This is a genomic window from Flavobacterium sp. JLP (assembly GCF_015350755.1).
GTDB lineage: Bacteria > Bacteroidota > Bacteroidia > Flavobacteriales > Flavobacteriaceae > Flavobacterium.
Map to the genome: position 1 here is coordinate 1 of NZ_JADKPS010000010.1, position 24,216 is coordinate 24,216.

The following is a 24,216-nucleotide window of genomic DNA, read 5'->3' on the forward strand; positions in this document are numbered from 1 at the left end:
TTGTTACAAGGTTTTGATCGTAAAAATCACTTAATAAATCTGTTCCTTGTCCAAAGAAATACTGATATTTTTGTTTTTGATACTCAGCAACAGCTGTAGCAGCTAAATTATGATTTTCAGCAAAAGTGTGCTTGTAGTTCAAAATATTTTGCCAGTTCCATCTTAAATATTCAGTATTGTCATTCAATAAATAACCATTTCTTGAACGTCCATCACCGTGGATTGGATTCCAATATTGGAAACCACCAGTAATTGAATTATCCGAACTTACTTGTAATTTATAACTTAAGTCTGAAGTAATTTTTGCATTTGCAAAAACATTTGCCAATGTTCTATTTACTTTAGAGTAATATTTATTATGATCTAATACATAAACAATGTTAGTGATGTTATCCCCTACTGGATCTGTATTATCCCATTTTCCAACTGTATTGGCACTTAATGGTAATGTCAAGTTATATCCTGTTGGATTGTTTGCATCATAAATTGGTACGTTAGGCAACTGTCTTGTAGTATTAAAAATATTACCAGAAAGTGAACTACCACCTGTATTTAATCCATTATACTCTGTTCTTGTAACACTTAAATTTGTTCCAATACTCAACCATTTGTTGATATCCTGATCGATATTAGCTCTGATAGAATATCTTTTCATATCATTAGCTTTATTAATACCTTCTTGATCTGTTAATCCTAATGACAAGTAGTATTTCGTTTTATCAGAACCACCACTAAAAGATACATTATGATTTGATTGAGGAGCATTTCTTAAAACTGCACTTTGCCAATCTGTATTGTATGCACTACCAACAGCCCAAGGAGCTTGTCCTGCATTAGTTCTTTTTTCATTAGAAATTACTAAAAAGTCAGGAGTTTGTAATAAGTCATACTTTTTAGCAGCACTAGCTACACCTAAAGTACTAGAAAAGTTAACTTTTAAAGTTCCTTTTTTTCCACTTTTAGTTGTAATCAAAATAACTCCATTTGCAGCTCTAGAACCGTAAATTGCAGTTGCAGCACCATCTTTCAATACATCAAATGATTCAATATCAGCAGGGTTAATATCTGCTAAACCATTTGTATTTGCTACACCTCCAATATCTCCACTAAGAATTGGCATACCATCAACAACAATTAAAGGATCAGTTCCACTAGAAATAGAAGCAATACCTCTAATTCTAATTTTTGGAGCAACACCCACAATACCTGAGTTAGTTACAACTTGAACTCCCGTAGCTCTACCTGCTAATACTCCTTCAAAACTTGGTGTAACTAAGTTAGCAATGTCACTACCCGCAATTTTAGAAATAGAACCTGTTACTTCTTTTCTTTTCTGAACACCGTAACCTACAACCACAACCTCATTCATTAATTGAGCTTCAGACTCTAAAGTGACACTTACTGTATTAGAAGTACCAACAGTTACTGATTTGCTATTCATACCTACATATGAAAAAACTAATACATCACCTGTTTTTGCTTTAATAGAGTAACTTCCATCAAAGTCAGTTGCTGTATTTACTTTTGTTCCTTTTACAAGAACATTAACTCCTGGAATAACGCCTGTTTGGTCAGACACCTTTCCAGTTACAGTTCTCTCCTGAGCAAAAGAAAACTGCATAGACAACGCTACTAAAAGCGTAAAAATCCATTTAAATTTTAATTTCATTTTAATTTATTTTGAATTAGTATGCGACAAACATCTTAATTATTTCTTAAAATAACAAACTATTTCAATTTAAATTTTCTTTAGATTATTAACAAAACCTTAATATATCCCTTAAAAATCTAACTAAATATAAAATTTAACACTACTTTTCATTCTATTTTAATCTTAAAATTATTTTTGACCCTATTAAAATGTTAAACAATTTTAACATTTTAAAAATTCACCTAATTAAACCGATAAAAAAAGTCGACTACTTTTATCAACTTCATTAAAATAACCGACTTTTTTGAGGTTTTGATAAAACCAAGCTTAAAATCTCAGAAAAACATTGATTTTTGTTTTCCTTTGATTGATTTGGTTTAAAAAAACCAAAAAAAAAAAATATGCCGAATAAATTTTATTAAGATAAAATTTAAAAACTCTGACAAAAAAACTAATTATACAGTTAAATCTTTAGCGATAATGCCTTATTTTTTGAACTTAAAACATGAAAAATAATTTGAAATTTGACAGCAAAATCAAAATGATTTGAATTTTATGTTGAAAACATATTAAAATCTATTAAGAGTGAATTGAAATTTTCTAAAAACTCTTGCTTTTGCTTGATTTTTGCTAAATCAAATAATTTCATTTGTTAATCATTGTTGATTTAGAAGAAAATTTTTAATATTTGTCAATTAAAAAATTCAACATAAATGCTTGAAAGAAATTTTTCTGGATTTATTTTAGAAACTGGAACAGATGAAGCTGGCCGTGGCTGTCTTGCCGGGCCTGTAACTGCCGCAGCTATAATGCTGCCGGCAGATTTTGAACATGAAGTTTTAACTGACAGTAAACAATTATCTGAAAAAATAAGATTTCAATTAAAACCAATTATCGAACAACATGCCGTTTGCTTTTCAGTTACTCATTTATTTCCTGATGAAATTGATGAAATAAATATTTTGAATGCCTCGATGAAAGGAATGCAGGAATGTATTTTAAAACTAAAACATGTTCCTGAATATATTATTGTAGACGGAAACCGATCGTTGAACGCGAAATTAGGTTTAAAAAATAGTTTTGGAAAACAATTTTCTGTCGAAGAAATCGAACTGTTAAAATCGATACCAAATCAAAGTATTATAAAAGGTGACGCAAAATTTTTGAGCATTGCAGCTGCTTCCATTTTGGCAAAAACCTATCGAGACGAATATATGGATCAAATTCACGAAGAATTTCCAATGTATAATTGGAGACAGAATAAAGGCTATCCCACAAAAGAGCATCGTGAAGCTATTCAAAAATATGGCACGACAAAATACCATAGAATGAGTTTTAGACTTTTACCCGAACAATTAAAACTGGAATTCTAAAACAACACAACAGGCTTTTCAAAATTGAAAAGCCTGTTGTGTTGTTTTACCTATATAAATATATTTAGTGTCAAAATAGGAAAATCAATGTAATTATGATTACATATTATTTTCTGCTTTTTAAAAATTCTGCAAATTGTTTGGTATCAAAATAAAATGGTCTGATTGCAGTTATTTTTCCATTTTTTAAATCAAAATGTTCTGAAATTGGCATTGAAAGTGTTTTCCCAGATTTTTTTGCTTTGCATTTTATGGTGAAATAAATAATCACTTCATTTTTTACTGCATTGCTAAAATAAGTTGGTTCTTTTTCTATTTCTAAATCAAAAAACTCACTAGATTTTGTATACATCTTTGTCCACTCATTAAAACCTACATAAGTTCCTCCGTACGGCAATCCTTCAGCTTGACTGTAAATTGCTCCTTCCTCAATTATAGATGCTATTCCAGTAAAATCTCTAGTCTTAAAAAGAGATTCAAAATATTTTGCTACAACTTTATAATTATCATTTTCTAAATTTTGTAAAATTTCAGATTCAGTTAAACTAACTTCCGAATTCCAAAAACTAATAATTTTACTTACTTGACCTTTGCCATTTAATCTGGCAAACTCACGTCCTCTCATTATAAGTTTGTTTTTTGAATCTTGAATTTTCCAATCCCAGCTCACATAATTATCTTTCGTAACTTTTGGTCCCGAAATTAATACTGCATCAGGAAATTTTTTATAAAATTCATTGACCACATTATTAAATGCCACCGATCCTTTTATTGATGCAGAAGGATCTTCAAAAGTACTGTCTTCGAGCCAAATTGTTTTAATTAATTTTAACCTTGCATCACTATTGTGCTCTTGCCATACTTTTTCATAAACCTCTATTGGAGTTAATTTATCCTTCTTTTGAGAAAAAAGAATATTCATCATAAGAAGGAAGCAAATAAAGTAGATTTTTCTCATAAGTCATTAAATTAGATTTAGTTAAGCTTTCAATAAAAGTATATAACCAAATTTAAGATAAAAAACGCTACAAAACCATCAATCTTCCATAATTTGCTGTCAATTTAAAATCTTGATTCACGACAAATCATTTTTACATTTTCTACATTTTATTTTAAAATAAATTCTATCCAACAACAGAGACTTCATCTTTGAATTTAAAAGCCAATTTAATTTGATCTTCCCATTCTGAAATATTTTCTGCCGAAGCTCTATCTGCTTTATCAAAATAAAAATGCTTTTTGATTTCTAATCCGCAATAGTTGAAAATCCCAGTGTCTGAAGTTAAAACCAAGGCTTTATCCATTCCCATGGCCTCATATTCTGCATTCGATTTTCCGTGAGAATTTATGATAATAGTCTGTTTTGCGGTTAGCAAGCCTTTCTGAATGCCTTGATCGTATCGATAAGCAAATCCGTAACTAAAAACGCGATCAATATAACCTTTCATAATTGCCGGCATTCCTGTCCACCAAATTGGGTAAATAAAAATAATTCGATCTGTCCAGCTAATAAAATCTTGTTCTGTTTTTACATCAGCGCTAACCTTTCCCATTCTTTGTCCGTTCATATCTTCGAGAGATAAAACCGGATTAAAATTCATTTCATTTAAATCACGAACAATAACTTCTTGTCCAGATTCCTGAAGACTTTCTAAAACCGTTTGTTTAAAAAAATAATTTAAACTTGCTGGATTTGGATGTGCGTAAATAATCAAATTTTTCATGTTTTCTATTTTTAAGATTGAACATGACAAATGTAAAACGAAGCTTTTGGCAACAATTGTAAGAAAACGAAATCGCTATAATTATCCTTTTGAGCTGCAGATATCGCTCTGGAATTTCAGGAATTTTGTTGGTGAGATATTCATGTAATATTTAAAATCATGAATAAGCTGACTTTGATCATAATAACCAAATTGATCCACAATCGTCAGCCAATCCGTTTTTGAATCGTTAAGTATATTTTGCTGTATTTGATTGACTGTTTTTAAAAACCGATCATAGCGATTGATTTCTTTAATGGTATAACCAAAAATCTTTTTTTGGTGAAGCTGAATATTTCTTTCCGTCTGATTTATCTGCGAAGCGATCACTTTAATAGGATCTAAACTCTCATCCTGAAAATCCTTTAAAAGCATTGTAATTGCATTTTGTTCTCTTAAATAAGGCTTGCAGAAATTTAAGATATAATCGACACGTTCTTTCGTATCAGAAAGCTTTTGAAGATCTTCCCATAAAAGAGTAAAACAATTTTCATTTATTAAATCATCTGGATGAATGGGCAATGAGTCAAAAAGTGCATTTCCAAAGAATCTATAGAAAGCATCTTCTTTGAAATTAGCCACTAAAATCTCTGAATTTGGTTCTAAAGTATAGCTAAAAGCATGTTTTATTGGTCCTAGAACAATGCATTTTTCAACTTCAAGAATACTATTTTGATTCGATTTTAACGATGATTTTGTTCCGAAGTTAAAAACCAAAATAGTTTGAAAACTCGGTAATAATGTTTTAGTTATTGGAAGTGAAGTTTTATTTTCGGCGAAGTAAAAATGAGAAAAAACAGTTTCAAATGCTGAAGGAACTGCAATTCTGTAATTGTTATTTTCTTCAGCATTTTTCATACTCTATCTCCTAAAAGCTTATTTAATAAATTCAGCTTCAAATAAATTAGTTAAATGTTTTATGATTTTAGATTTCACTTCTTCTTCATCAACTTTTTCTACACCAAGTTCAACTTGCAAAGAAGTTACGCCTTTTCCGCGAATCCCACACGGAATAATATTATCAAAATAACCTAAATCTACGTTTACATTTAAGGCAAATCCGTGCATGGTTACCCAGCGTGAAGCTCTTACTCCCAATGCGCAGATTTTACGCGCAAACGGAGTTCCTGCGTCAAGCCAAACACCTGTTTCGCCTTCGCTTCTGCCACATTTCAATCCGTATTCTTCTAAAGTTAAAATAATAGATTCTTCTAGAAATCTCAAATATTTATGAATATCAGTGAAGAAATTTTCTAAATCCAAAATCGGATATCCTACAATTTGTCCAGGTCCGTGATATGTAATATCGCCTCCTCGGTTGATTTTATAGAAAGTGGCTCCTTTAGCTTCGAGCTGTTTTTCGTTTAATAATAAATTCTCTAAATCGCCACTTTTCCCTAAAGTATAAACATGCGGATGTTCTACAAAAAGCAAATAATTAGGTGTCGGCAAGTCTAGTTCTTCTCTTCTATTTTTGATTTTTAGGTCGACTATCGATGCAAAAAGTTGTTCTTGGTATTCCCAAGTCGATTTATAATCTTTACTTCCTAAATCTTGAAGTTGAATTTTTTTGTTCATTTTAATTATTTTTCAAACTCGACTTCAAAGTTGAGTTTGTCAGGATTCTCCATATAATCCGTGAAAGGGTATTGAATTGTAATTGATTTTCTATCGTCGCTAAACAAAGCATTTGGGTTTGATACTTTTTTGATTCGTTTAGGAAAATGATATTTGATAATATAATTTGACGATGCAAAAATCATTTTAGACATATCTGCAGAATCTTTTACTTTTTCTGCCAGTTTTTGTTTGTCAATAACGGCTTTACGTGTAAATTTTTTTCCATCATAAGTATAACTCAATTTACTTTTATTATCTCCCAAACCAGCAGGAAGAGGTGTTGATGGATTACTGCCAGTTTCTAGTTTTTGAATTGCATTCATCGATTGCAATATATCTTGAAGGTCGCCTACACTTTTAAAATCAGTTGCAAGCGTCATTAAAAATTGCTTTTTTTCAGCGTCCATTTTAGTATTAACTACAAAATTTTCAAGCTTTTTAAGTTCTTTTTGGGCTTCAGGAGACATTTTTGCAATACTGTCTTTTTTATCTGCAAATAATTGTTTGAAGGTAAAAGTAGAATCGATTGATTTTTTGCCATCGGCTCCCATTTGACTTCCTACTTGATCTCCAGCCATCTCCATAAGTGCGGAACCATCTAGATCGATAGCATACTTTCCAGTTCCGTTATCGTTTACATAAATATTTTCGGTAAAAGTACAGCTTGTGAGCGCAGCTAATAAAAAAGAAAAACTAAGTACTTTATATAATTTCATCATGGTTAATTTTTTATCAAAGATACGAAGTCTTTTCAAAATGTTTAATTGTTGATTTCTTTAATCTTTATGCAAACATTGCCTACTCAAATAAATCATTTAAATGGAATAGTGCAGGTTATTTAGATGGAACTTTTTCAAAGTTTTTATTACAAAAAAATCTGTAAGCCATAATTTATTCTAAAACCACTTCGAGATTTGATATTTCAGGATTTTGTACACAATCTGAAAGCTGAAATTCTATCGTAAGATATTTTTTATCAGCACTGAGAATTGCTTTTTCATTTGAAACCGATTTTATTTTTTTAGGAAAGAAGTATTTGAGCGTATAAGATTGTGTTAATTTATATTTAGAATATACTTTTTTTCTTTCCTCAATTTCTTTTTTTTCTTGATCGAATTTTTCTTGATCAAGAATCACAACATTCCTTTTAAAAACAGTTCCGTCAAAAGTGTATCTTATTTTAAAAAACCGACTTGATATCGGATAATTTTCTTTCAGAGAATTTGATAACCCGAGACTTTCATAAACATTTGGTATTTCATCTAATTTCTTGAAATCAAAAGAAACAATATTGTAATTTTCCATTTGAACTGGATCTGCTTTTATGTGCATTTTAACATTGGCATGTTGCTGAAATAGGGCTTGGTCAGCTTTACTATATTTAACAAAAGTTTCGTGATACTTTGTAATATAATCTTGAAAAGCAAATGTTGTATCTCTAAATTTTTCAGATCTGAAATTTGCTCTTCCTAGCTGTTCAACACTATTTTCATCACGAAGGCTATAAATTTCAATATTGCCGCTTCCGTCTGGATTGAGATGGAGCGTTTCGGTAATCTGACAGCTTGAAAGGAGAATTAAAAATAAAAAGATTGCTAGTTTATTCATTTTTTTGAAAGATTCTAAGATTCTGAGTTGCTAAGATACTGAGGTTTTTTATTTAATCAACATTCAAGCTAAGTCATCTTTTAAAACAAAATTTTCTAATCTAGCTCCGATAAAAGCCGTATCATTTTTGTTTTTTCTGCAAAAAAGATACATTGTCCCGAGGCTTTGGGAGCGGGACTGAACGTAATTGAAATCCCGTAAATTACTGCTATAAAAAATCTAAAATCTCCATTCTAAAATCTGCATTCTTTTCTTTATCTTTGCACACTTAAAAAAGAGCACAAAATGGCATTATCAGAACAAGAAATCATCCGAAGAGAAAAACTTCAAAACTTACGCAACTTAGGAATCAATCCTTATCCAGCTAATCTTTTTCCTGTAAATCATACTTCTAAGCAAATTAAGGAGTCTTTTGAAGAAGGTAAGAAGGTTATCGTTGCCGGACGTTTGATGAGTGTTAGAGATCAAGGAAAAGCTTGTTTTGCTGAGTTGCAAGATAGCGAAGGACGTATTCAATTGTACGTGAATCGCGATGTTTTGTGTGAAGGTGATGATAAAACTTTATATAACACGGTATTTAAAAAACTAACTGATTTAGGTGACTTTATTGGTATTGAAGGTGAATTGTTTACTACACAAGTTGGTGCTAAATGTATTCGTGTTAGCGGCTTTACTTTTTTGAGTAAAACGCTTCGTCCGCTTCCTTTGCCGAAAGTTGATGAAGAAGGAAACGTTCACGATGCTTTTAATGACCCAGAATTACGTTACAGAATGCGTTATGTAGATTTAACAGTGAATCCGCAAGTAAAAGAAAATTTTATCAAACGTACAAAGTTATTTAGCGCGATGCGTGGTTATTTTAATGATGCTGGATACCTTGAAGTTGAAACTCCGGTTTTACAGCCAATTGCAGGTGGAGCTGCAGCGCGTCCGTTTATCACCCACCATAATTCGCTTGATATTCCGCTTTATATGCGTATTGCAAACGAATTGTATTTAAAAAGATTAATTGTTGGCGGTTTTGAAGGTGTTTATGAATTCTCGAAAAACTTTAGAAATGAAGGTATGGACAGAACGCATAATCCTGAATTTACTGCAATGGAAATATATGTAGCCTATAAAGACTACAACTGGATGATGGAATTTGCAGAAGGTTTATTAGAACATTGTGCAATTGCTGTAAACGGAACAAGCGAAGTTACTTTTGGTGAACACCAAATTAACTTTAAAGCACCATATGCTCGTGTAACTATGACCGATTCTATCAAACATTTTACTGGTTTTGATATTTCTGGAAAAACCGAAGAAGAATTGTTTGACGCAGCAAGAGGAATGGGAATTGACGTTGATAAAACAATGGGTAAAGGAAAATTGATTGATGAAATTTTTGGTGCTAAATGCGAAGGAAATTACATTCAGCCAACTTTCATCACGGATTATCCTAAAGAAATGTCGCCTTTATGTAAAGAGCACAGGGACAATCCTGAACTTACAGAACGTTTTGAATTAATGGTTTGTGGTAAAGAAATTGCAAATGCTTATTCTGAATTGAATGATCCAATTGATCAGCGTGAGCGTTTTGAAGATCAAATGCGTTTGGCAGCAAAAGGTGATGATGAAGCAAATGGAATTATCGATGAAGATTTCTTAAGAGCGCTTGAATACGGTATGCCTCCAACATCTGGAATGGGAATTGGAATGGATCGTTTGATTATGTATTTGACAAACAATGCATCGATTCAGGAAGTTTTATTATTCCCGCAAATGCGTCCGGAGAAAAAACAATCTATTGAATTATCCGATGAAGAAAAAACAATTATCATTTTACTAAAAGGAAACGAAAATAAAATGGATTTATCGCAGCTAAAGGTTACAGCTAATTTAAGCGGTAAAAAATGGGATGCTGCCATGAAAAATTTATCTAAACACGGTTTGACTAAAGTTGCTGTTGAAGGCGAATTTAAAATGGTTGAATTAGTGGAATAGTTGATCGTTTGGAAAATTCCAAATGATATTTATAATATTTAAACCCGACACGTTTTTTTAAACCAGTCGGGTTTTGCATTCTAAAACGAATATTTCTCGAATTTCTTCTCATTAATATCTAAGACTGAAGTGCTTTCTTTTGGATTTTCACCTCTCCAAACTTCCTGAACAGATGGATTTGAAGGATATTTTCCGTTTTTCATTTTTAAAAGATGAAATTTTCCTCCAGTTTCAAATACAAGATCATAAAATTTCTCAGACACTGAAGCTGTTACTAAAATCGGAAAATCGGTTACGGAGAAACGATTGATTACACTTCCGTCGTTATTTAAAATAAAGCCTGAACAGCCTCCGCTTCCGCAGAAATAAGAATTAGAAAAACCAATAAAGTATTCGTTTTTCTTGTCATTATTTAAATCAAAAGCTTCATAATAAAAAAATCGATCATTTTTTGTCATTGCAGGCAAATCTTTCTCAAGCAAAACATTTAATTGCTTGCGAATCAGCTCGACTGCTTTGTCATCTTTTGGAGTAGCCTCACTTACGTCTGCAGTTCCTGCAACAGTTTTTGATAAAGTATCTTCGGCAATTGTTTTAATTATATTTTTCGATTCGGTTTTGTCTTTATTTTGACAAGAATATAAAACCAGAATAGCAGATGCGATTAAAATTTTAGTCTTCATAATTTCTTATTTTTAAATTCGTAACATTTAAACTAACAATGCGGCTTTATTTTCAATATCATTCTCTATCAACAAAGATTTAATATTATTAAAAGTAACCAGAGCAATCTGGGTTAAAGCTTCATTGGTAAAAAATGCCTGATGTGCAGTAACCAAAACATTAGGAAAACTCATTAAACGCTGAATAGCATCGTCCTGTATAATATCAGCAGATAAATCTCTAAAGAAAAGTTTTTCTTCCTGCTCATAAACATCGATTCCCAAATAACCTATTTTCCCTTCTTTTAAGCCTTCAATTACACAGGCAGTTTCTATCAGTCCGCCTCGACTGGTATTGATGATCATAACGCTTTCTTTCATCAAATCGATAGAATTTTTATTGATTACATGTTTCGTTTGATCGTTTAACGGACAATGAAGAGAAATTATATCACTGGATTTAAAAATTTCTTCTAAAGAAACAAATTTAACTCCGTCCTTTTCCATTTCGTGATTTGTTACAATATCGTATGCCAATACTTTACAGCCAAAACCTAAAGCAATTTTTGCAAAAGCTTTTCCGATATTTCCTGTTCCAATAATTCCAATTGTTTTTCCGAATAAATCGAAACCTAATAATCCGTTTAGAGAGAAGTTTTGTTCACGAACTCTATTGTAAGCTTTATGAGTTTTTCGGTTTAAAGTCAAAATCATCGCCATCGCATGTTCTGCAACTGCTTGTGGTGAATACGCTGGTACACGGCACACTTTTATATTGTACTTTTTGGCAGCTTCCAGATCAACATTATTGAAACCGGCGCAACGTAATGCTATAATTTTTACATTTTTTTCTGCCAATTGTTTAATTACAGCTTCATTGACAATGTCATTTACAAAAACACAAACAATATGCGAATTTTCAATTAAAATGACGGTTTGCGAGTTAAGTTGCGTTTCATAAAAATCCAATTCAAAACCAAAATCAGCATTGTATTTATTAAAAAAAGTCTTGTCGTAAGGCTGGGTTGAAAAGAAAGCGATTTTAGTATTCTGTAATGTAGCAATTGCACTCATAATATTTTTTCTAAATTGTTAACTTCTTGATACCCTAAAAATACGCAATTAATTCTATAATTTTTTTATAACCAAAAGCGTTTTAATTAATTACGCTTCAATTTGTTAAATAAATTATAATTCTCGCAATTCAATTAAACCTAATTAATCTTATAAAGTCTAATTCGTATAACAATTAAAAAACTTACCTCATGAAAAAATTATTTATCGCAGCTTTGTTATTCGTTGGAATGGCAAGTTTTGCACAAGACATGGATCAGCCATCTCGCGATCAAAGAGAAAGATTAACTCCTGAACAACGCAATGAAAAACAGTTAAAAAAACTAACAACTGATTTAAGTTTAGATGCAAATCAGCAAGCACAGGTAAAACAGCTTTTAGCAGAAAGAAGCGCTAAGGCTGAAAAACTTAGAGACGCTCGTAAAGCTCAAAAAAACAGCGATGTAAAACCAACTGCTGATCAGAGAGAAGCTTTCAAAAAAGAAATGATTGCTGAAAAAGAAGCAAATGACGCTAAAATGAAAACGATACTAACTGCAGACCAATATAAAAAATGGACTGCTATTCAGGAAGAGAACAAAGACAAAGCGAGAGAGAGAATGAAAGAGTACAGAAAAGAAAATCAATAATTACAATTAAAAAGAGGCACTGAAAAGCCTCTTTTTTTATTTCCTAATACAAATTATGCTTTCCTTAATACTTTCTGTTAAATAAAAGATAAACCTTAAAAACGCATTAAACTTATCCAACTCGCCGAAGTCTAAATGGTATAATCATTTAAAAAAAACGAATTATGAAAAAATTATTTATCGCAGCTTTATTATTCGTTGGAGTAGTAAGTTTTGCACAAGACATCAATCAGAAACCGGCACGTGATCAAAAAGAAAATTTAACTCCGGAACAGCGAAATGAAAAACATTTACAAAAACTGACTTCTGAATTGAATTTAGATAAAAAACAGCAAGAACAAGTAAAACAGCTTTTAGCAGAAAGAAGTGCCAAAGCAGAAAAGTTTAAAGCAGCAAGAAAGGATAATAAAACAAAACCTACTGATGCAGAAAAAGAAGCTTTTAAAAAACAAATGACTGCTGAAAAAGAAGCTAATGATGCTAAAATGAAATCGATTTTGAATGCAGATCAATACACAAAATGGACTGCGCTTAAAAAAGAACATAAAGGTGATTTCAGAAAAGGTGATCATAAAAGAAAAGATCACAAAACGCCGCAAGAACGTGATCAAGCACATTTGCAAAAATTAACAACTGAGTTAAATTTAAATGCAGCGCAGCAAAAACAAGTTGGAGAACTTTTATCTGACAGAAGTACCAAAATGGAAATGCTTAAAAAAAGCAGAAAAGATGCTGATGCAAAGCCAACTGATGCTGAGAAAAAAGCCATGAAAAAACAAATGGAAGAAGATCATAAAGCAACAGATGCTAAAATGAAATCGATTTTGAATGCTGACCAATATAAAAAATGGACTGCGATTCAAAAAGAGAATAAAGATAAAATGAAAGATCACCGAAAAGATAAAATGTAATTGAGATCAAAAAAAAGAGGCTTTTAAAGCCTCTTTTTTGTTTTTATTATTTTATCGGATTTAAAATCAAATCAATTCTTTTGATACAATCTTCATAATGGTATTTTGTTTCTGTATTTACACCCAACGCTTTTGCCGCTGTAAGTGATTTTTTCAGAGCGGTTAATTCACCTCTAACTAAAGCTCTAAGATCAGATTGAGAAACATTATAGTAAATGGTAGATCTGTCGTTAGGTTTAATTTCCTCCGTCATCAAGGCTCCCATCCTATCAATATACCCTCTCTGCAGATTTCTGCGGTAAATAGTAACGTTTGTTGCTGTTCCGGCTTCTTTCCAAATTCCTTTTCGGATGTCTTTAAAGAAATCCAATGCTTTGTAAGTATCTGCTCCTAGTATTTCATTATCCATTAATCTGCCTATACGTCCTAAACTCAACAAACTATTCAATTGTTTTACCTGAATATTTCTAAACGTTTCTGTATATCCTGCAAACTCAGTATTTTTTAAAGTATTTACATTTACAATCCAGGTTGGCGATGCAAAAGCATTTGCCTGAAGCCAATTCATTGCTTCAATTTGTCTTGCTTTTGGCACTGCTTCATAAACATTTCCAGCTTGATTTGGATTCTTTGTATTTTCATAAACACCTCCAACATTCGTTACAACATGACCTACATATCGGCTCCAAACATCTAGCATTTCTTTATACAACTCATCTAAATCATCGTAATTATTTGTGACATTACTCGTCCATTCACTTAAATGATTTGCCACATATTCTAGATTTTTAAGTCCGTATGTGCTCGCTTTCATTGAATTATTTCCAATATCTTCTGTTTGAGAAGAAGGATCAAATGCACTGCTTTGTTTTCCAAATTTATAAATTGGATTTCCAGCTTTTTCTAAAACCCATTTGTCTAAAGTTGGCGTTTCATCTTGTGGAGATTTCGCATTCGGAATTACTCTGTAACCCCAATTCAAAGCATAATGATCATATGCTCCCATTTTACGAATAAAACGAATATTTTGATCACCAGGCTGTGCAATATAATTGTAACGGGCATAATCCATTATACTTGGCGATATACCATTTTTCTGTGTAAATTCTCCATTTCTATAACTTTCACAATCATAAGAAGAGCTGGCGCCCATATTATGAGGAAAACCTAAAGCATGACCTACTTCGTGAGCAATTACCATTCGCATCATTTCGCCCATTTCTTCGTCGCTGGTCTGCAAAGTTCTAGCTTTTGGATTTGCAGCACCAGTTTCTAACAAATAACGGTTTCTATACGAACGCAAATGATTGTGGTACCAGATAACATCACTTTCGATAATTTCTCCTGTACGCGGATCTGAAACGCTTGGTCCCACCGCATTTCTAGTTGTACTTGCTACATAACGAATTACCGAATAACGAACATCTTCTGGACTAAAATCTGGATCTTCTTCTTTTGTTGGTGCATCCTTTGCAATAATTGCATTTTTAAATCCTGCCGTTTCAAAAGGTTTCTGCCATTCTTCAATTCCTTGTTTGATGTATTTTTTCAATTTCTCAGGAGTTGCCGGATCTAAATAATAAACAATAGGTTTTATTGGTTCAACCAATTCTCCTCTGTTATAAGCTTCAGGATCTTTCGGTTCTAATCGCCAACGGCGGATGTACGTTTTAAGATCTGATTTTAATTCATTGCTCCCATAATCGTATTGACTCACTGTAAAAAATCCAACTCTCGGATCTGCTAATCTTGGTTTCATCGGCACTTCTGGCAATAAAACCATCGATTGATTCATTTGAATACTTATCGATTCTGTGTCTTCTAAAATTGAAGGTTTCGAAGCATTATAAGTCATATCCTGAATCACTTCGATATTCATCGGAAAACTTTTGATTGTATTGATAAAACTTCTCGAATCATCAAGCCCTTTTACTTTATAGGTTTCACGCATTTCTGCAGAAATGCCGCTGATTGCTTTTACATCTGTACTATAAAATTTAGTTACATCGATGACAGTATTTGCTGAATCTTTACTGAAAGCAACAATATCAAAAGCAAATAAAGTTGGCTCATAATTGTTTGATTTAACCGAAATGCTGATCGGCAAAGTATCATTGGCAACTGAATTATATGATTTTGATTTGATAAGGATTTTATCCTGAAAGCGCTGCCAGACAATTAATTGTTCATTTGTTTCAGAACCCGCATTTACATATCCTCCTCCTAAATTAGAAGGCAGTTTAGAAAGTCGGCTTACTAAAAGCATATCCTTGTTCAAATATTTATTCGGAATCTCGAAGTAATACTTTTTATCTACTTTGTGAACTGTAAAAAGTCCTTCGTCAGATATAGCATCTTTTGTAATTACTTTGCTGTATTCTTTAATAGTTGATTCTGATTTTTTCTCTGGCGGAGGAGCAACAGCTGTCTCGTCTTTTTTAGATTTTTTCTTTGTAGATTGGGCAAATTGATGGGTTGGAAACAGCACAAAAGCGGCCATTGTAGATAAAATGAAAAATTTCTTCATTTACTGTAGGTTTAGTGGTTATTTGATAAACAAAAATAATTTTTGATTACAATTATACAAGTAAATAACCGCTCATTAACTTTTTATTAACTAAAAAAAATCAAATTTAAAGCAATAAAAAAGGCTCAACTTTAATTAAAAAGTCAAGCCTCAAAGTAAATTATTCGAATTCTATATTAAAATGTTTTTGAAACTTTATCAATTGCATTAATAGTAAAATCTAAATCTTCGTATGTTAATGCATCTGTAATGAACCAAGTTTCATATGCTGATGGCGCGATATAGATGCCTTCCTGCAACAATCCGTGGAAGAATTTCTTGAATGTTTCATTATCTCCTTTTGCAGCTGTTTGAAAATCTACAACAGGATTTTCATCAAAATGAACAGAGATCATAGACCCTACTCTATTGATGGTAAAAACAACATTATTTGCTTTTAAAACGCGATCGATTCCAGCTTCTAAATAAGCTGTTTTTTCCTCCAAACGCGTAAAAATTTCACGATCATTATTTAAAGATTGCAGCATCGCTAAACCTGCAGCCATAGCCAAAGGATTTCCAGATAATGTTCCAGCTTGATAAACTGGACCAAGAGGTGCAAGATAATTCATAATTTCAGCACGAGCTGCGAAAGCACCAACTGGCAATCCACCGCCAATTACTTTTCCAAAAGTTACAATGTCAGCATTAATATTATATAATTCCTGAACGCCGCCACGCGCCAAACGGAAGCCGGTCATAACCTCATCAAAAATCAATAAAATTCCGTTTGCTGTACACAATTCTCTTAAACCTTCTAAAAAACCTTTTTGAGGCGGAATACAGCCCATATTTCCGGCAACTGCCTCAATAATAATAGCTGCAATTTCTCCTTTATTAGCTTCAATTAAAGTTTTTACATTTTCTAAATCATTGTATTTCGCCAATAAAGTATCTTTTGCGGTACCTTCTGTAACGCCTGGACTATTTGGAGATCCAAAAGTTACAGCTCCACTCCCAGCCTGAATCAAAAATGAATCCGAATGTCCGTGGTAACAGCCTGCAAATTTGATGATTTTATCTCTTTTTGTAAATCCTCTTGCAAGACGAATCGCGCTCATGCAAGCTTCTGTACCTGAATTTACGAATCTGATTTTGTCAATATTTGGAACCATAGAAACGGCCAAAGCTGCGATTTCTGTTTCTAGTTCTGTTGGCATTCCAAATGAAGTTCCCAATTTTGCTTTTTCGATTACGGCATCAACCACTGGCTGATATGCATGACCCAAAACCATTGGTCCCCAAGAATTGATATAATCGATTAATTTATTTCCATCTTCATCATATAAATAAGCACCTTTGGCACTTTTTACAAAAATAGGAGTTCCGCCAACTGCCTTAAACGCTCTTACTGGTGAATTTACTCCTCCTGGAATTACTTTTTCTGCTTCAGCAAAAAGCTGACTACTTCTTTTATATATCATTTTTTATTTTAGATTTCTGATATTAGATTTTAGATTGTTCCGAAACTGGAAAACTGTGACTGAGACTTGAAAACTACTTTACTCTCAACTTCTGCCCTACTGAAAGTGTATTATCTAAAAGATTATTTTTCAGTTTTAGGTCATCAACTAATAGATTGAATTTTTTTGAAATTGAATACAGCGTATCGCCTTTTTGAACTTCATATATATTAGGATCGTTTGAACTTGAGTTTGAGTTTGACGGTGAATTTTTTACTGAAGTTGATTTATTAATGGGAGTATAATCTTTTCCCGTAACCTGACAATCGTATTGATGCAAATTATAACGCTCAATATAGCTGATTAATTTATCTGGATAATTCGGATCTGTTGCATAACCTGCCGTTCTTAAACCTTTTGCCCAAGATTTGTAATCGTCTTTTTCATAAGTAAATAAAGTGGCATATCTATTCTTTCCAACTAAAAACAAGGCGTGATCACGGTATGATTCTGCTGCTTCTTTATATTTTCTGAAACATTCCTGAGCTGAATCGTCATCATGACGAACACTTTCTCCTAGCCAGTCTTTATGACATTTTATTCCGAAATGATTATTAGCCTCTAAAGCCAAATCTCCTTTTCCAGCACCCGATTCTAAAATTCCTTGTGCCAAAATTATACTTGCAGGAATACCATATTTCTGCATATTTCCCATTGCAATATCTTTGTACTGCAAAATATAATTATTAATTAAATCGCTGGTAACAACAGTTTTTGAAGTAGATTGAATAACCTCAGTTGTAATATTTGTAGAAGGATAATTTTTGCCGATTGGCTTAACAGGAGTTTGCTTTTTCGTCGCGGCCGTCCTGGGTTTCTGCACTGCAGCTGCTTGCTTTTTGGTTGTTGCAATAGCAGGTTTGCTAGAAGAACAGCTTGCCAACGTTGCAATTATGAAAACTATTATAATTTTTTTAAACATTCCTTTTGAGTATTGGTAATTTTTTCTGCTTCAACTTCATATTCATTCCTTCAATTCCCTGTAATCCGCCAGTGTGAATGAGTAAAATTTTTGAATTTGCCGGAAAATAATTTTTATCGATTAAATCTATAACGCCAAAAACCATTTTTCCTGTATAAATTGGATCTAAGGGCACTTTATTTTCTTCAAAAAAAGCATTAATAAATTCAATTAATTCTAAATTTATTTTTCCATAACCTCCAAAATGATAGTCAGAAATTAAATTCCAGTTATCTTTTTTGGCAAAAATACGAATTTCATCGTTTAAAAAGTCACCTTTTAACGCCGGAAATCCTAAAATTTTCTGATTTGCATGCGCACTATTAATCAATCCAGAAATCGTGCCACCAGTTCCAACTGCACAGCAAACATAATTAAAAACGGCATCTTCATCGGTTAAAATTTCTTCACAGCCTTTTACAGCGAGTTCATTTGTACCGCCTTCAGGTACTAAATAAAAATCGCCAAACTTCCCTTTTAGTTTTTCAATAAACGAATTTTCGCTTTTTAAACGATACTCTTCTCTCGAAACAAATTCAAATTGCATTCCGTTTTCCTGAGCAAATTTCAAAGTAGGATTTTCTTCAATTTTATCAAAAAGCTCATCACCACGAATTATTCCGATGGTTTTAAAACCCTGCTCGTTTCCAGCATATGCAACAGCGGCAATATGGTTGGAAAATGCACCGCCAAATGTTAAAACAGTTTCTTTATTTTCGGCTTTTGCCTGAAGCAAATTATATTTCAATTTCCTGAATTTATTCCCAGAAATAAACGGATGAATTAAATCTTCGCGTTTTATTGCCAATGTGATATTATTGGCGAAATTGATATGAATTTCTTGGTTCAAAAGGTTTTATTTTAAAGTGATGTATTTTAGAAATTGAAAAAATGATCGGTTTTTCAGATAATTCAAATTGGTTTCGTTTGCGTAAGCTTCTCTTTCAAAACTAATATTTCGATAGGCTAAAGCTGCATTTTTATATTGAATTAAACGCACTACATACTCTAGAAAATAGAACACAAAAAACGGAATTATCAAAAGTTCTAACTGCTGTCTTAAATGAATTTTTTCATGATTAACAAAAACTTCATTTTTTTTATCCAAATCATATTTCATCAATACAAACGGAAATACAGCCATTCCACGATATCCTTTCGGAATTAAATATTTGGCAACAATCAGAAACATTGGCTGTAAAAATTATAAATTTGTAGCTATAAAATTGTTCGATTTCAATAAAATCATAATCAAATATTATATTTTTGATTTTTAAGTTTATTAAAATAGAACGCGAAGCAGATTTATGAAAGAGCAAAGTAATGAAAATAAATTAATCGAAGGTGAAGATTTTTACTATACACCCGAAGGTTATAAATGCTTTACAGAAAAACACCATTTAAAACGTGGTTACTGCTGCAAAAGCGGCTGTCGCCATTGTCCGTATGGATTCGACAAAAAAACAGGCAGGATTAGGAAATAGTATAATTAGAAAATGTGTCAATTGAAAATTAGATAATTCAGCAATCTAAAATATTCCGTCCCGAGGTTTCGGAATCGGGACTAAAATCTAAAATATTTACATGGATATTCGTTCAAGAAAATTTAGGATTAAAATCCACAAATCCTATCATAGGTCGGATATTCGTTATCCTTAGTTTTTTTTAATTATGAAATGTGTCAATTTGAAAATGAGATAATTCTTCAAAATGAACTTAAAATTAACTTTTAAAATAGCTATATGATTTGTACTTCTAAAAATCTAAGAAGTCTAACGATCTAATATCTAAAAATCTAAAAAAAAATGACTTTCAAAGAACAAATACAAGAAGGAATTCCTTCCATCTTACCTCCAAAAAAAGAATACGATTCAACTATTAATCATGCACCAAAACGAAAAGATATTCTTTCGGCAGAAGAAAAAAAACTGGCTTTAAAAAATGCTTTGCGTTATTTTGAAGCTAAACATCATGCTGCATTAATTGTTGAATTTTCAGAAGAATTAGAAAAATACGGTCGTATATATATGTATCGTTTTCGTCCTGATTACAAAATGTACGCGCGGCCAATTGATGAATATCCGGGGAAATCATTGCAGGCAAAAGCCATTATGCACATGATTCAGAATAATTTGGATTATGCCGTGGCACAACATCCGCATGAATTGATTACGTACGGCGGAAACGGTGCTGTCTTTCAAAACTGGGCACAATATTTATTGACAATGCAGTATTTGTCTGAAATGACAGATGAGCAGACTTTAACGATGTACTCAGGACATCCGATGGGATTGTTTCCATCGCATAAAGAAGCGCCAAGAGTTGTGGTTACAAACGGAATGGTAATCCCGAATTACTCCAAACCTGACAATTGGGAAAAAATGAATGCTCTGGGCGTTTCGCAATACGGACAAATGACCGCAGGAAGTTATATGTACATTGGCCCGCAGGGAATTGTACACGGAACTACAATTACGGTTTTGAATGGTTTTAGAAAAATAAAATTAAATCCAGAAGGAAATCTTTTTGTAACTTCCGGACTTGGCGGTATGTCTGGCGCACAGCCAAAAGCAGGAAATATTGCCGGATGTATTACGGTCTGCGCCGAAGTAAATCCGAAAATCACTAAAATTCGTCACGAGCAAGGATGGATTAATGAAATTGTAACTTCGACAGAAGAATTGGTTAAAAGAGTAAATTCGGCGAAAGCCAATAAAGAAGTAGTTTCGATTGCTTATTTAGGAAATGTGGTTGATGTTTGGGAATGTTTTGACAAAGAAAACATCAAAATTGATTTAGGATCTGATCAGACTTCATTACATAATCCGTGGGCTGGAGGTTATTATCCGGTTGGAATTACCTTTGAAGAAGCTAATGAAATGATGGCCAATAATCCTGAATTATTCAAAGAAAAAGTACAGGAATCGTTGCGCAGACAAGCAAAAGCCATTAACAAACATACCGCAAAAGGAACTTACTTTTTCGATTACGGAAATGCCTTTTTATTAGAAGCTTCACGCGCCGGTGCAGATGTAATGGCCGAAAATAATATCGATTTTAAATATCCGAGTTATGTTCAGGATATTATGGGACCAATGTGTTTTGATTATGGATTTGGACCTTTTCGATGGGTTTGTACGTCTGGAAAACCCGAAGATTTACAAAAAACAGATACGATTGCAAGTCAGGTTTTAGAAGAATTGGCAAAAACGTCTCCAAAAGAAATTAAGCAGCAAATGCAGGATAATATTAAATGGATTAAAGGCGCGCAGGAAAATAAATTGGTCGTAGGTTCTCAAGCCCGAATTTTATATGCCGATGCTGAAGGCCGAATTAAAATTGCAGAAGCTTTTAACCAGGCAATTGCCAAAGGCGAAATTGGAGCCGTTGTTTTAGGACGTGATCATCACGACGTTTCAGGAACTGACTCTCCTTACAGAGAGACTTCTAACATTTATGACGGGTCGCGTTTTACAGCCGATATGGCGATTCAAAACGTAATTGGAGACAGCTTTAGAGGCGCTACTTGGGTTTCTATTCACAACGGCGGTGGCGTTGGCTGGGGAGAGGTTATAAACGGTGGTTTTGGTATGGTTCTTGATGGATCTAAAGAAGCTTCAAAGCGTTTAGCATCAATGCTTTTCTGGGATGTTAATAACGGAATTTCAAGACGAAGCTGGGCTCGAAATGACGAAGCTATTTTTGCTATAAAAAGAGCGATGGAAGTTCAGCCTTTACTAAAAGTAACTTTGCCTAATATAGTTGACGAAAGTCTGCTTTAGCCCAAAGATTTCTTATTTAACTAAAAATGAGAACATTAAAATTTTTAAATATATGAAAACATTCAAATTAGTGCCCGTTTTTTTGCTTTTATTACTTGCCTCATGCAGCACGGTCAGTGTTTATTCTGATTATGATAAAAACGTAGATTTTGCGCCTTATAAAACTTATGCTTTTTTTAAGCCTGGAATCGACAAGGTTGAAATTTCTGATTTGGATAAGAGACGTATTTTACACGCAATAGACGCCCAAATGCAAGCCAAAGGTTTTACTAAAAGTGAAAACCCAGATTTATTAGTAAATATTTTTACAAAATCAAGAGAACAAGTTAATGTAAACCAATTTAGCGCCGGATGGGGTTACGGTTGGGGATGGGGATGGAATCCTTACATGATGTATGGAGGAAATCAAACTACTGTCTCAACTTCTACAGAGGGAACTTTGTTCATCGATTTGATTGATGCTAAAAAGAAAGAAATGATCTGGCAAGGAGAAGGTGTTGCAACCTTAACTAAAAACGTTGATAAAAAAGACGAGAGAGTTAACGAAATTGTAACGAAAGTTTTAGCGCAATATCCTCCGGTAAAAAAATAATTAATACATTTGTTTTTCAAAAAACAAAAAATGACAAACTTTAATAACATTATCATCGCTATTATCAGCATTATTGCAATTCAGCAATAATGGCGAGGTGTTATATAAATAAGTAAAAATATAATTTATAAGAACCTCCCAAGTCGGGAGGTTTTTTTATTTTTAAAAGATTAAAAAACAATATATTTTTTGACGCGGATTTGCACATTCCACAGATTAACAATCATTATAATCCTTTAAATCTGCGGCAAAAAAATAAAAACAAACACCATGAATTTATTTAACGAAGTACTCGCAGCTAAAAAACAGCTCGAAAATGTAGTTGCTGCTACTCCACTCACGCAAAATTTAAATCTTTCAGACGAATTTAAAGCCACTATTTTATTAAAAAGAGAAGATTTGCAAATTGTGCGTTCGTATAAGATTAGAGGTGCTTACAACAAAATTTCTTCGTTAAACGAAAAAGAAAAAGCTAACGGAATTGTATGTGCCAGTGCAGGAAATCATGCGCAAGGTGTTGCTTATTCTTGTAATCTACTTCATATACAAGGCAAAATTTATATGCCAAAAACCACTCCAAAACAAAAAGTAAAGCAAGTACAATTATTCGGAAAATCGTTTGTTGAAATTGTACTGACTGGAGACACTTTTGATGATGCCTACGCATCTGCAACTGCTGATGCCATCAAAAATCACAAAACATTTATTCATCCTTTTGATGATGAAAAAGTAATTGCTGGACAAGGAACGGTTGGGTTAGAAATTCTAGAAAGTTTTAAAGAGCCAATTGACTATGTTTTTGTGCCAATAGGCGGCGGCGGGCTTGCTTCTGGCTTATCTGAAGTTTTTAGACATTTAAGCCCGGATACTAAAATCATTGGCGTTGAGCCAAAAGGTGCTCCTTCGATGAAAACTTCTATTGAAGAAAACAAAAATACCGCGCTAACTACAATCGATAAATTTGTAGATGGCGCTGCTGTCAAACAAGTGGGTGATAAAACTTTTGAAATCTGCCGAGAAAATTTAGAAGATATTATTTTGGTTCCCGAAGGAAAAGTCTGTACTACAATTTTACGTTTGTATAATGAAGAAGCAATGGTTGTAGAACCTGCAGGAGCTTTGACGATTGCTGCTTTGGATTTTTATAAAGACAAAATTAAAGGCAAAAATATCGTTTGTGTTGTCAGCGGAAGCAATAACGACATCGAAAGAACTGCCGAAATAAAAGAGCGTTCCTTGCTTTATGAAGGTTTAATGCATTATTTTATGATTCAGTTTCCACAACGTCCAGGCGCTTTAAAAGAATTTGTTAATAATATTTTAGGCCCAGATGATGACATCACTTATTTTCAATTTGCGAAGAAAAACAGCCGCGAAGTTGGTTCCGTTGTAGTTGGTTTAGAATTAAAAAACAAGAAAGATATTTTAGCAATTAAAATGAATATGACTAAAAATGGTTTTGAGTTTCACTATTTAAATGACAATCAAGATTTGTTTACCCAGTTAATTGGATAAAACAAAAAGGCTGTCTGAAATAAAATCAGGCAGCCTTTTAAATCAATATAAAATTACTAA

22 protein-coding genes are annotated in these 24,216 nt (G+C 32.7%); 8 read left to right on the top strand and 14 right to left on the bottom strand.

Annotated features, from left to right (window positions below; all coding sequences use genetic code 11):
- The coding region (locus IRZ83_RS18650) for a SusC/RagA family TonB-linked outer membrane protein (RefSeq protein ID WP_194570670.1) at positions 1-1,669 on the bottom strand (1,669 nt) is incomplete at its 3' end.
- 695 nt (positions 1,670-2,364) lie between these two features.
- Between IRZ83_RS18650 and IRZ83_RS18655 the strand changes: the two genes are divergently transcribed.
- Positions 2,365-3,024: a ribonuclease HII gene (locus tag IRZ83_RS18655; protein WP_194570671.1), complete on the top strand. Its 660-nt coding sequence runs from the start codon at positions 2,365-2,367 to the stop codon at positions 3,022-3,024.
- A gap of 106 nt (positions 3,025-3,130) precedes the next feature.
- On the opposite strand, the gene IRZ83_RS18660 is transcribed toward IRZ83_RS18655, so the two are convergent.
- The 6 genes from IRZ83_RS18660 to IRZ83_RS18685 all read right to left on the bottom strand — a co-directional run bounded on the left by IRZ83_RS18660 (position 3,131) and on the right by IRZ83_RS18685 (position 8,015).
- Positions 3,131-3,982 (bottom strand): nuclear transport factor 2 family protein, encoded by an 852-nt coding sequence (locus tag IRZ83_RS18660; RefSeq protein WP_194570672.1) that lies wholly within the window; start codon positions 3,980-3,982, stop codon positions 3,131-3,133.
- Positions 3,983-4,148: 166 nt separating this feature from the next.
- On the bottom strand, positions 4,149-4,748 hold the full coding sequence (locus IRZ83_RS18665; RefSeq protein ID WP_194570673.1) for an NAD(P)H-dependent oxidoreductase: 600 nt from the start codon (positions 4,746-4,748) through the stop codon (positions 4,149-4,151).
- A gap of 81 nt (positions 4,749-4,829) precedes the next feature.
- Positions 4,830-5,645, bottom strand: a complete 816-nt coding sequence (locus IRZ83_RS18670) for a DUF6597 domain-containing transcriptional factor (protein WP_194570674.1) — start codon at positions 5,643-5,645, stop codon at positions 4,830-4,832.
- An 18-nt stretch (positions 5,646-5,663) separates the two neighbouring features.
- The gene (gene lipB, locus IRZ83_RS18675; RefSeq protein WP_194570675.1) at positions 5,664-6,365 is read right to left on the bottom strand and encodes a lipoyl(octanoyl) transferase LipB; all 702 of its coding nucleotides are present in this window, start codon (positions 6,363-6,365) and stop codon (positions 5,664-5,666) included.
- A 5-nt stretch (positions 6,366-6,370) separates the two neighbouring features.
- Positions 6,371-7,126 (bottom strand): hypothetical protein, encoded by a 756-nt coding sequence (locus IRZ83_RS18680; protein WP_228520734.1) that lies wholly within the window; start codon positions 7,124-7,126, stop codon positions 6,371-6,373.
- A gap of 172 nt (positions 7,127-7,298) precedes the next feature.
- The gene (locus IRZ83_RS18685) at positions 7,299-8,015 is read right to left on the bottom strand and encodes a hypothetical protein (protein WP_194570676.1); all 717 of its coding nucleotides are present in this window, start codon (positions 8,013-8,015) and stop codon (positions 7,299-7,301) included.
- A gap of 285 nt (positions 8,016-8,300) precedes the next feature.
- On the opposite strand from IRZ83_RS18685, the gene lysS reads away from it, so the two are divergent.
- Positions 8,301-10,001, top strand: a complete 1,701-nt coding sequence (gene lysS, locus IRZ83_RS18690) for a lysine--tRNA ligase (RefSeq protein ID WP_194570677.1) — start codon at positions 8,301-8,303, stop codon at positions 9,999-10,001.
- An 80-nt stretch (positions 10,002-10,081) separates the two neighbouring features.
- On the opposite strand, the gene IRZ83_RS18695 is transcribed toward lysS, so the two are convergent.
- Both IRZ83_RS18695 and IRZ83_RS18700 read right to left on the bottom strand, forming a co-directional pair.
- The gene (locus IRZ83_RS18695) at positions 10,082-10,684 is read right to left on the bottom strand and encodes a hypothetical protein (protein WP_194570678.1); all 603 of its coding nucleotides are present in this window, start codon (positions 10,682-10,684) and stop codon (positions 10,082-10,084) included.
- Between the two features lie 27 nt (positions 10,685-10,711).
- The gene (locus IRZ83_RS18700; RefSeq protein WP_194570679.1) at positions 10,712-11,737 is read right to left on the bottom strand and encodes a 2-hydroxyacid dehydrogenase; all 1,026 of its coding nucleotides are present in this window, start codon (positions 11,735-11,737) and stop codon (positions 10,712-10,714) included.
- A 191-nt stretch (positions 11,738-11,928) separates the two neighbouring features.
- Between IRZ83_RS18700 and IRZ83_RS18705 the strand changes: the two genes are divergently transcribed.
- Both IRZ83_RS18705 and IRZ83_RS19570 read left to right on the top strand, forming a co-directional pair.
- Positions 11,929-12,366: a hypothetical protein gene (locus IRZ83_RS18705; RefSeq protein ID WP_194570680.1), complete on the top strand. Its 438-nt coding sequence runs from the start codon at positions 11,929-11,931 to the stop codon at positions 12,364-12,366.
- Between the two features lie 164 nt (positions 12,367-12,530).
- Complete coding sequence (locus IRZ83_RS19570; RefSeq protein ID WP_228515192.1) at positions 12,531-13,277, top strand: hypothetical protein; 747 nt, start codon at positions 12,531-12,533, stop codon at positions 13,275-13,277.
- 46 nt (positions 13,278-13,323) lie between these two features.
- Here IRZ83_RS19570 and IRZ83_RS18715 read toward each other — a convergent pair whose 3' ends face one another.
- The 5 genes from IRZ83_RS18715 to IRZ83_RS18735 form a co-directional block, all read right to left on the bottom strand.
- Positions 13,324-15,804 carry a zinc-dependent metalloprotease gene (locus tag IRZ83_RS18715; protein ID WP_194570681.1) on the bottom strand — a complete coding sequence of 827 codons (2,481 nt, stop codon included), beginning with the start codon at positions 15,802-15,804 and terminating at the stop codon, positions 13,324-13,326.
- A 176-nt stretch (positions 15,805-15,980) separates the two neighbouring features.
- On the bottom strand, positions 15,981-17,267 hold the full coding sequence (hemL, locus tag IRZ83_RS18720; protein WP_194570682.1) for a glutamate-1-semialdehyde 2,1-aminomutase: 1,287 nt from the start codon (positions 17,265-17,267) through the stop codon (positions 15,981-15,983).
- A gap of 73 nt (positions 17,268-17,340) precedes the next feature.
- Positions 17,341-18,228 carry a glucosaminidase domain-containing protein gene (locus tag IRZ83_RS18725; RefSeq protein ID WP_194570683.1) on the bottom strand — a complete coding sequence of 296 codons (888 nt, stop codon included), beginning with the start codon at positions 18,226-18,228 and terminating at the stop codon, positions 17,341-17,343.
- A complete protein-coding gene (locus IRZ83_RS18730) occupies positions 18,221-19,117 on the bottom strand; it encodes a 1-aminocyclopropane-1-carboxylate deaminase/D-cysteine desulfhydrase (protein ID WP_194570684.1) in 897 nt (298 codons plus the stop codon). Before IRZ83_RS18730 ends, IRZ83_RS18725 begins: the two co-directional genes overlap by 8 nt.
- A 6-nt stretch (positions 19,118-19,123) precedes the next feature.
- Positions 19,124-19,459, bottom strand: a complete 336-nt coding sequence (locus IRZ83_RS18735) for a hypothetical protein (protein ID WP_194570685.1) — start codon at positions 19,457-19,459, stop codon at positions 19,124-19,126.
- 115 nt (positions 19,460-19,574) lie between these two features.
- On the opposite strand from IRZ83_RS18735, the gene IRZ83_RS18740 reads away from it, so the two are divergent.
- The 4 genes from IRZ83_RS18740 (at position 19,575) to ilvA (ending at position 24,156) form a co-directional block, all read left to right on the top strand.
- Entirely contained in the window at positions 19,575-19,751 is a 177-nt protein-coding gene (locus IRZ83_RS18740; protein ID WP_162789336.1) for a DUF5522 domain-containing protein, read from the top strand.
- Between the two features lie 321 nt (positions 19,752-20,072).
- Positions 20,073-22,049, top strand: coding sequence for a urocanate hydratase (locus IRZ83_RS18745; RefSeq protein WP_194570686.1), 1,977 nt, complete (start codon positions 20,073-20,075; stop codon positions 22,047-22,049).
- A gap of 52 nt (positions 22,050-22,101) precedes the next feature.
- On the top strand, positions 22,102-22,641 hold the full coding sequence (locus tag IRZ83_RS18750; RefSeq protein ID WP_029273411.1) for a DUF4136 domain-containing protein: 540 nt from the start codon (positions 22,102-22,104) through the stop codon (positions 22,639-22,641).
- Positions 22,642-22,911: 270 nt separating this feature from the next.
- A complete protein-coding gene (gene ilvA, locus IRZ83_RS18755) occupies positions 22,912-24,156 on the top strand; it encodes a threonine ammonia-lyase IlvA (RefSeq protein ID WP_194570687.1) in 1,245 nt (414 codons plus the stop codon).
- The last annotated feature ends 60 nt before the right edge of the window (positions 24,157-24,216 follow it).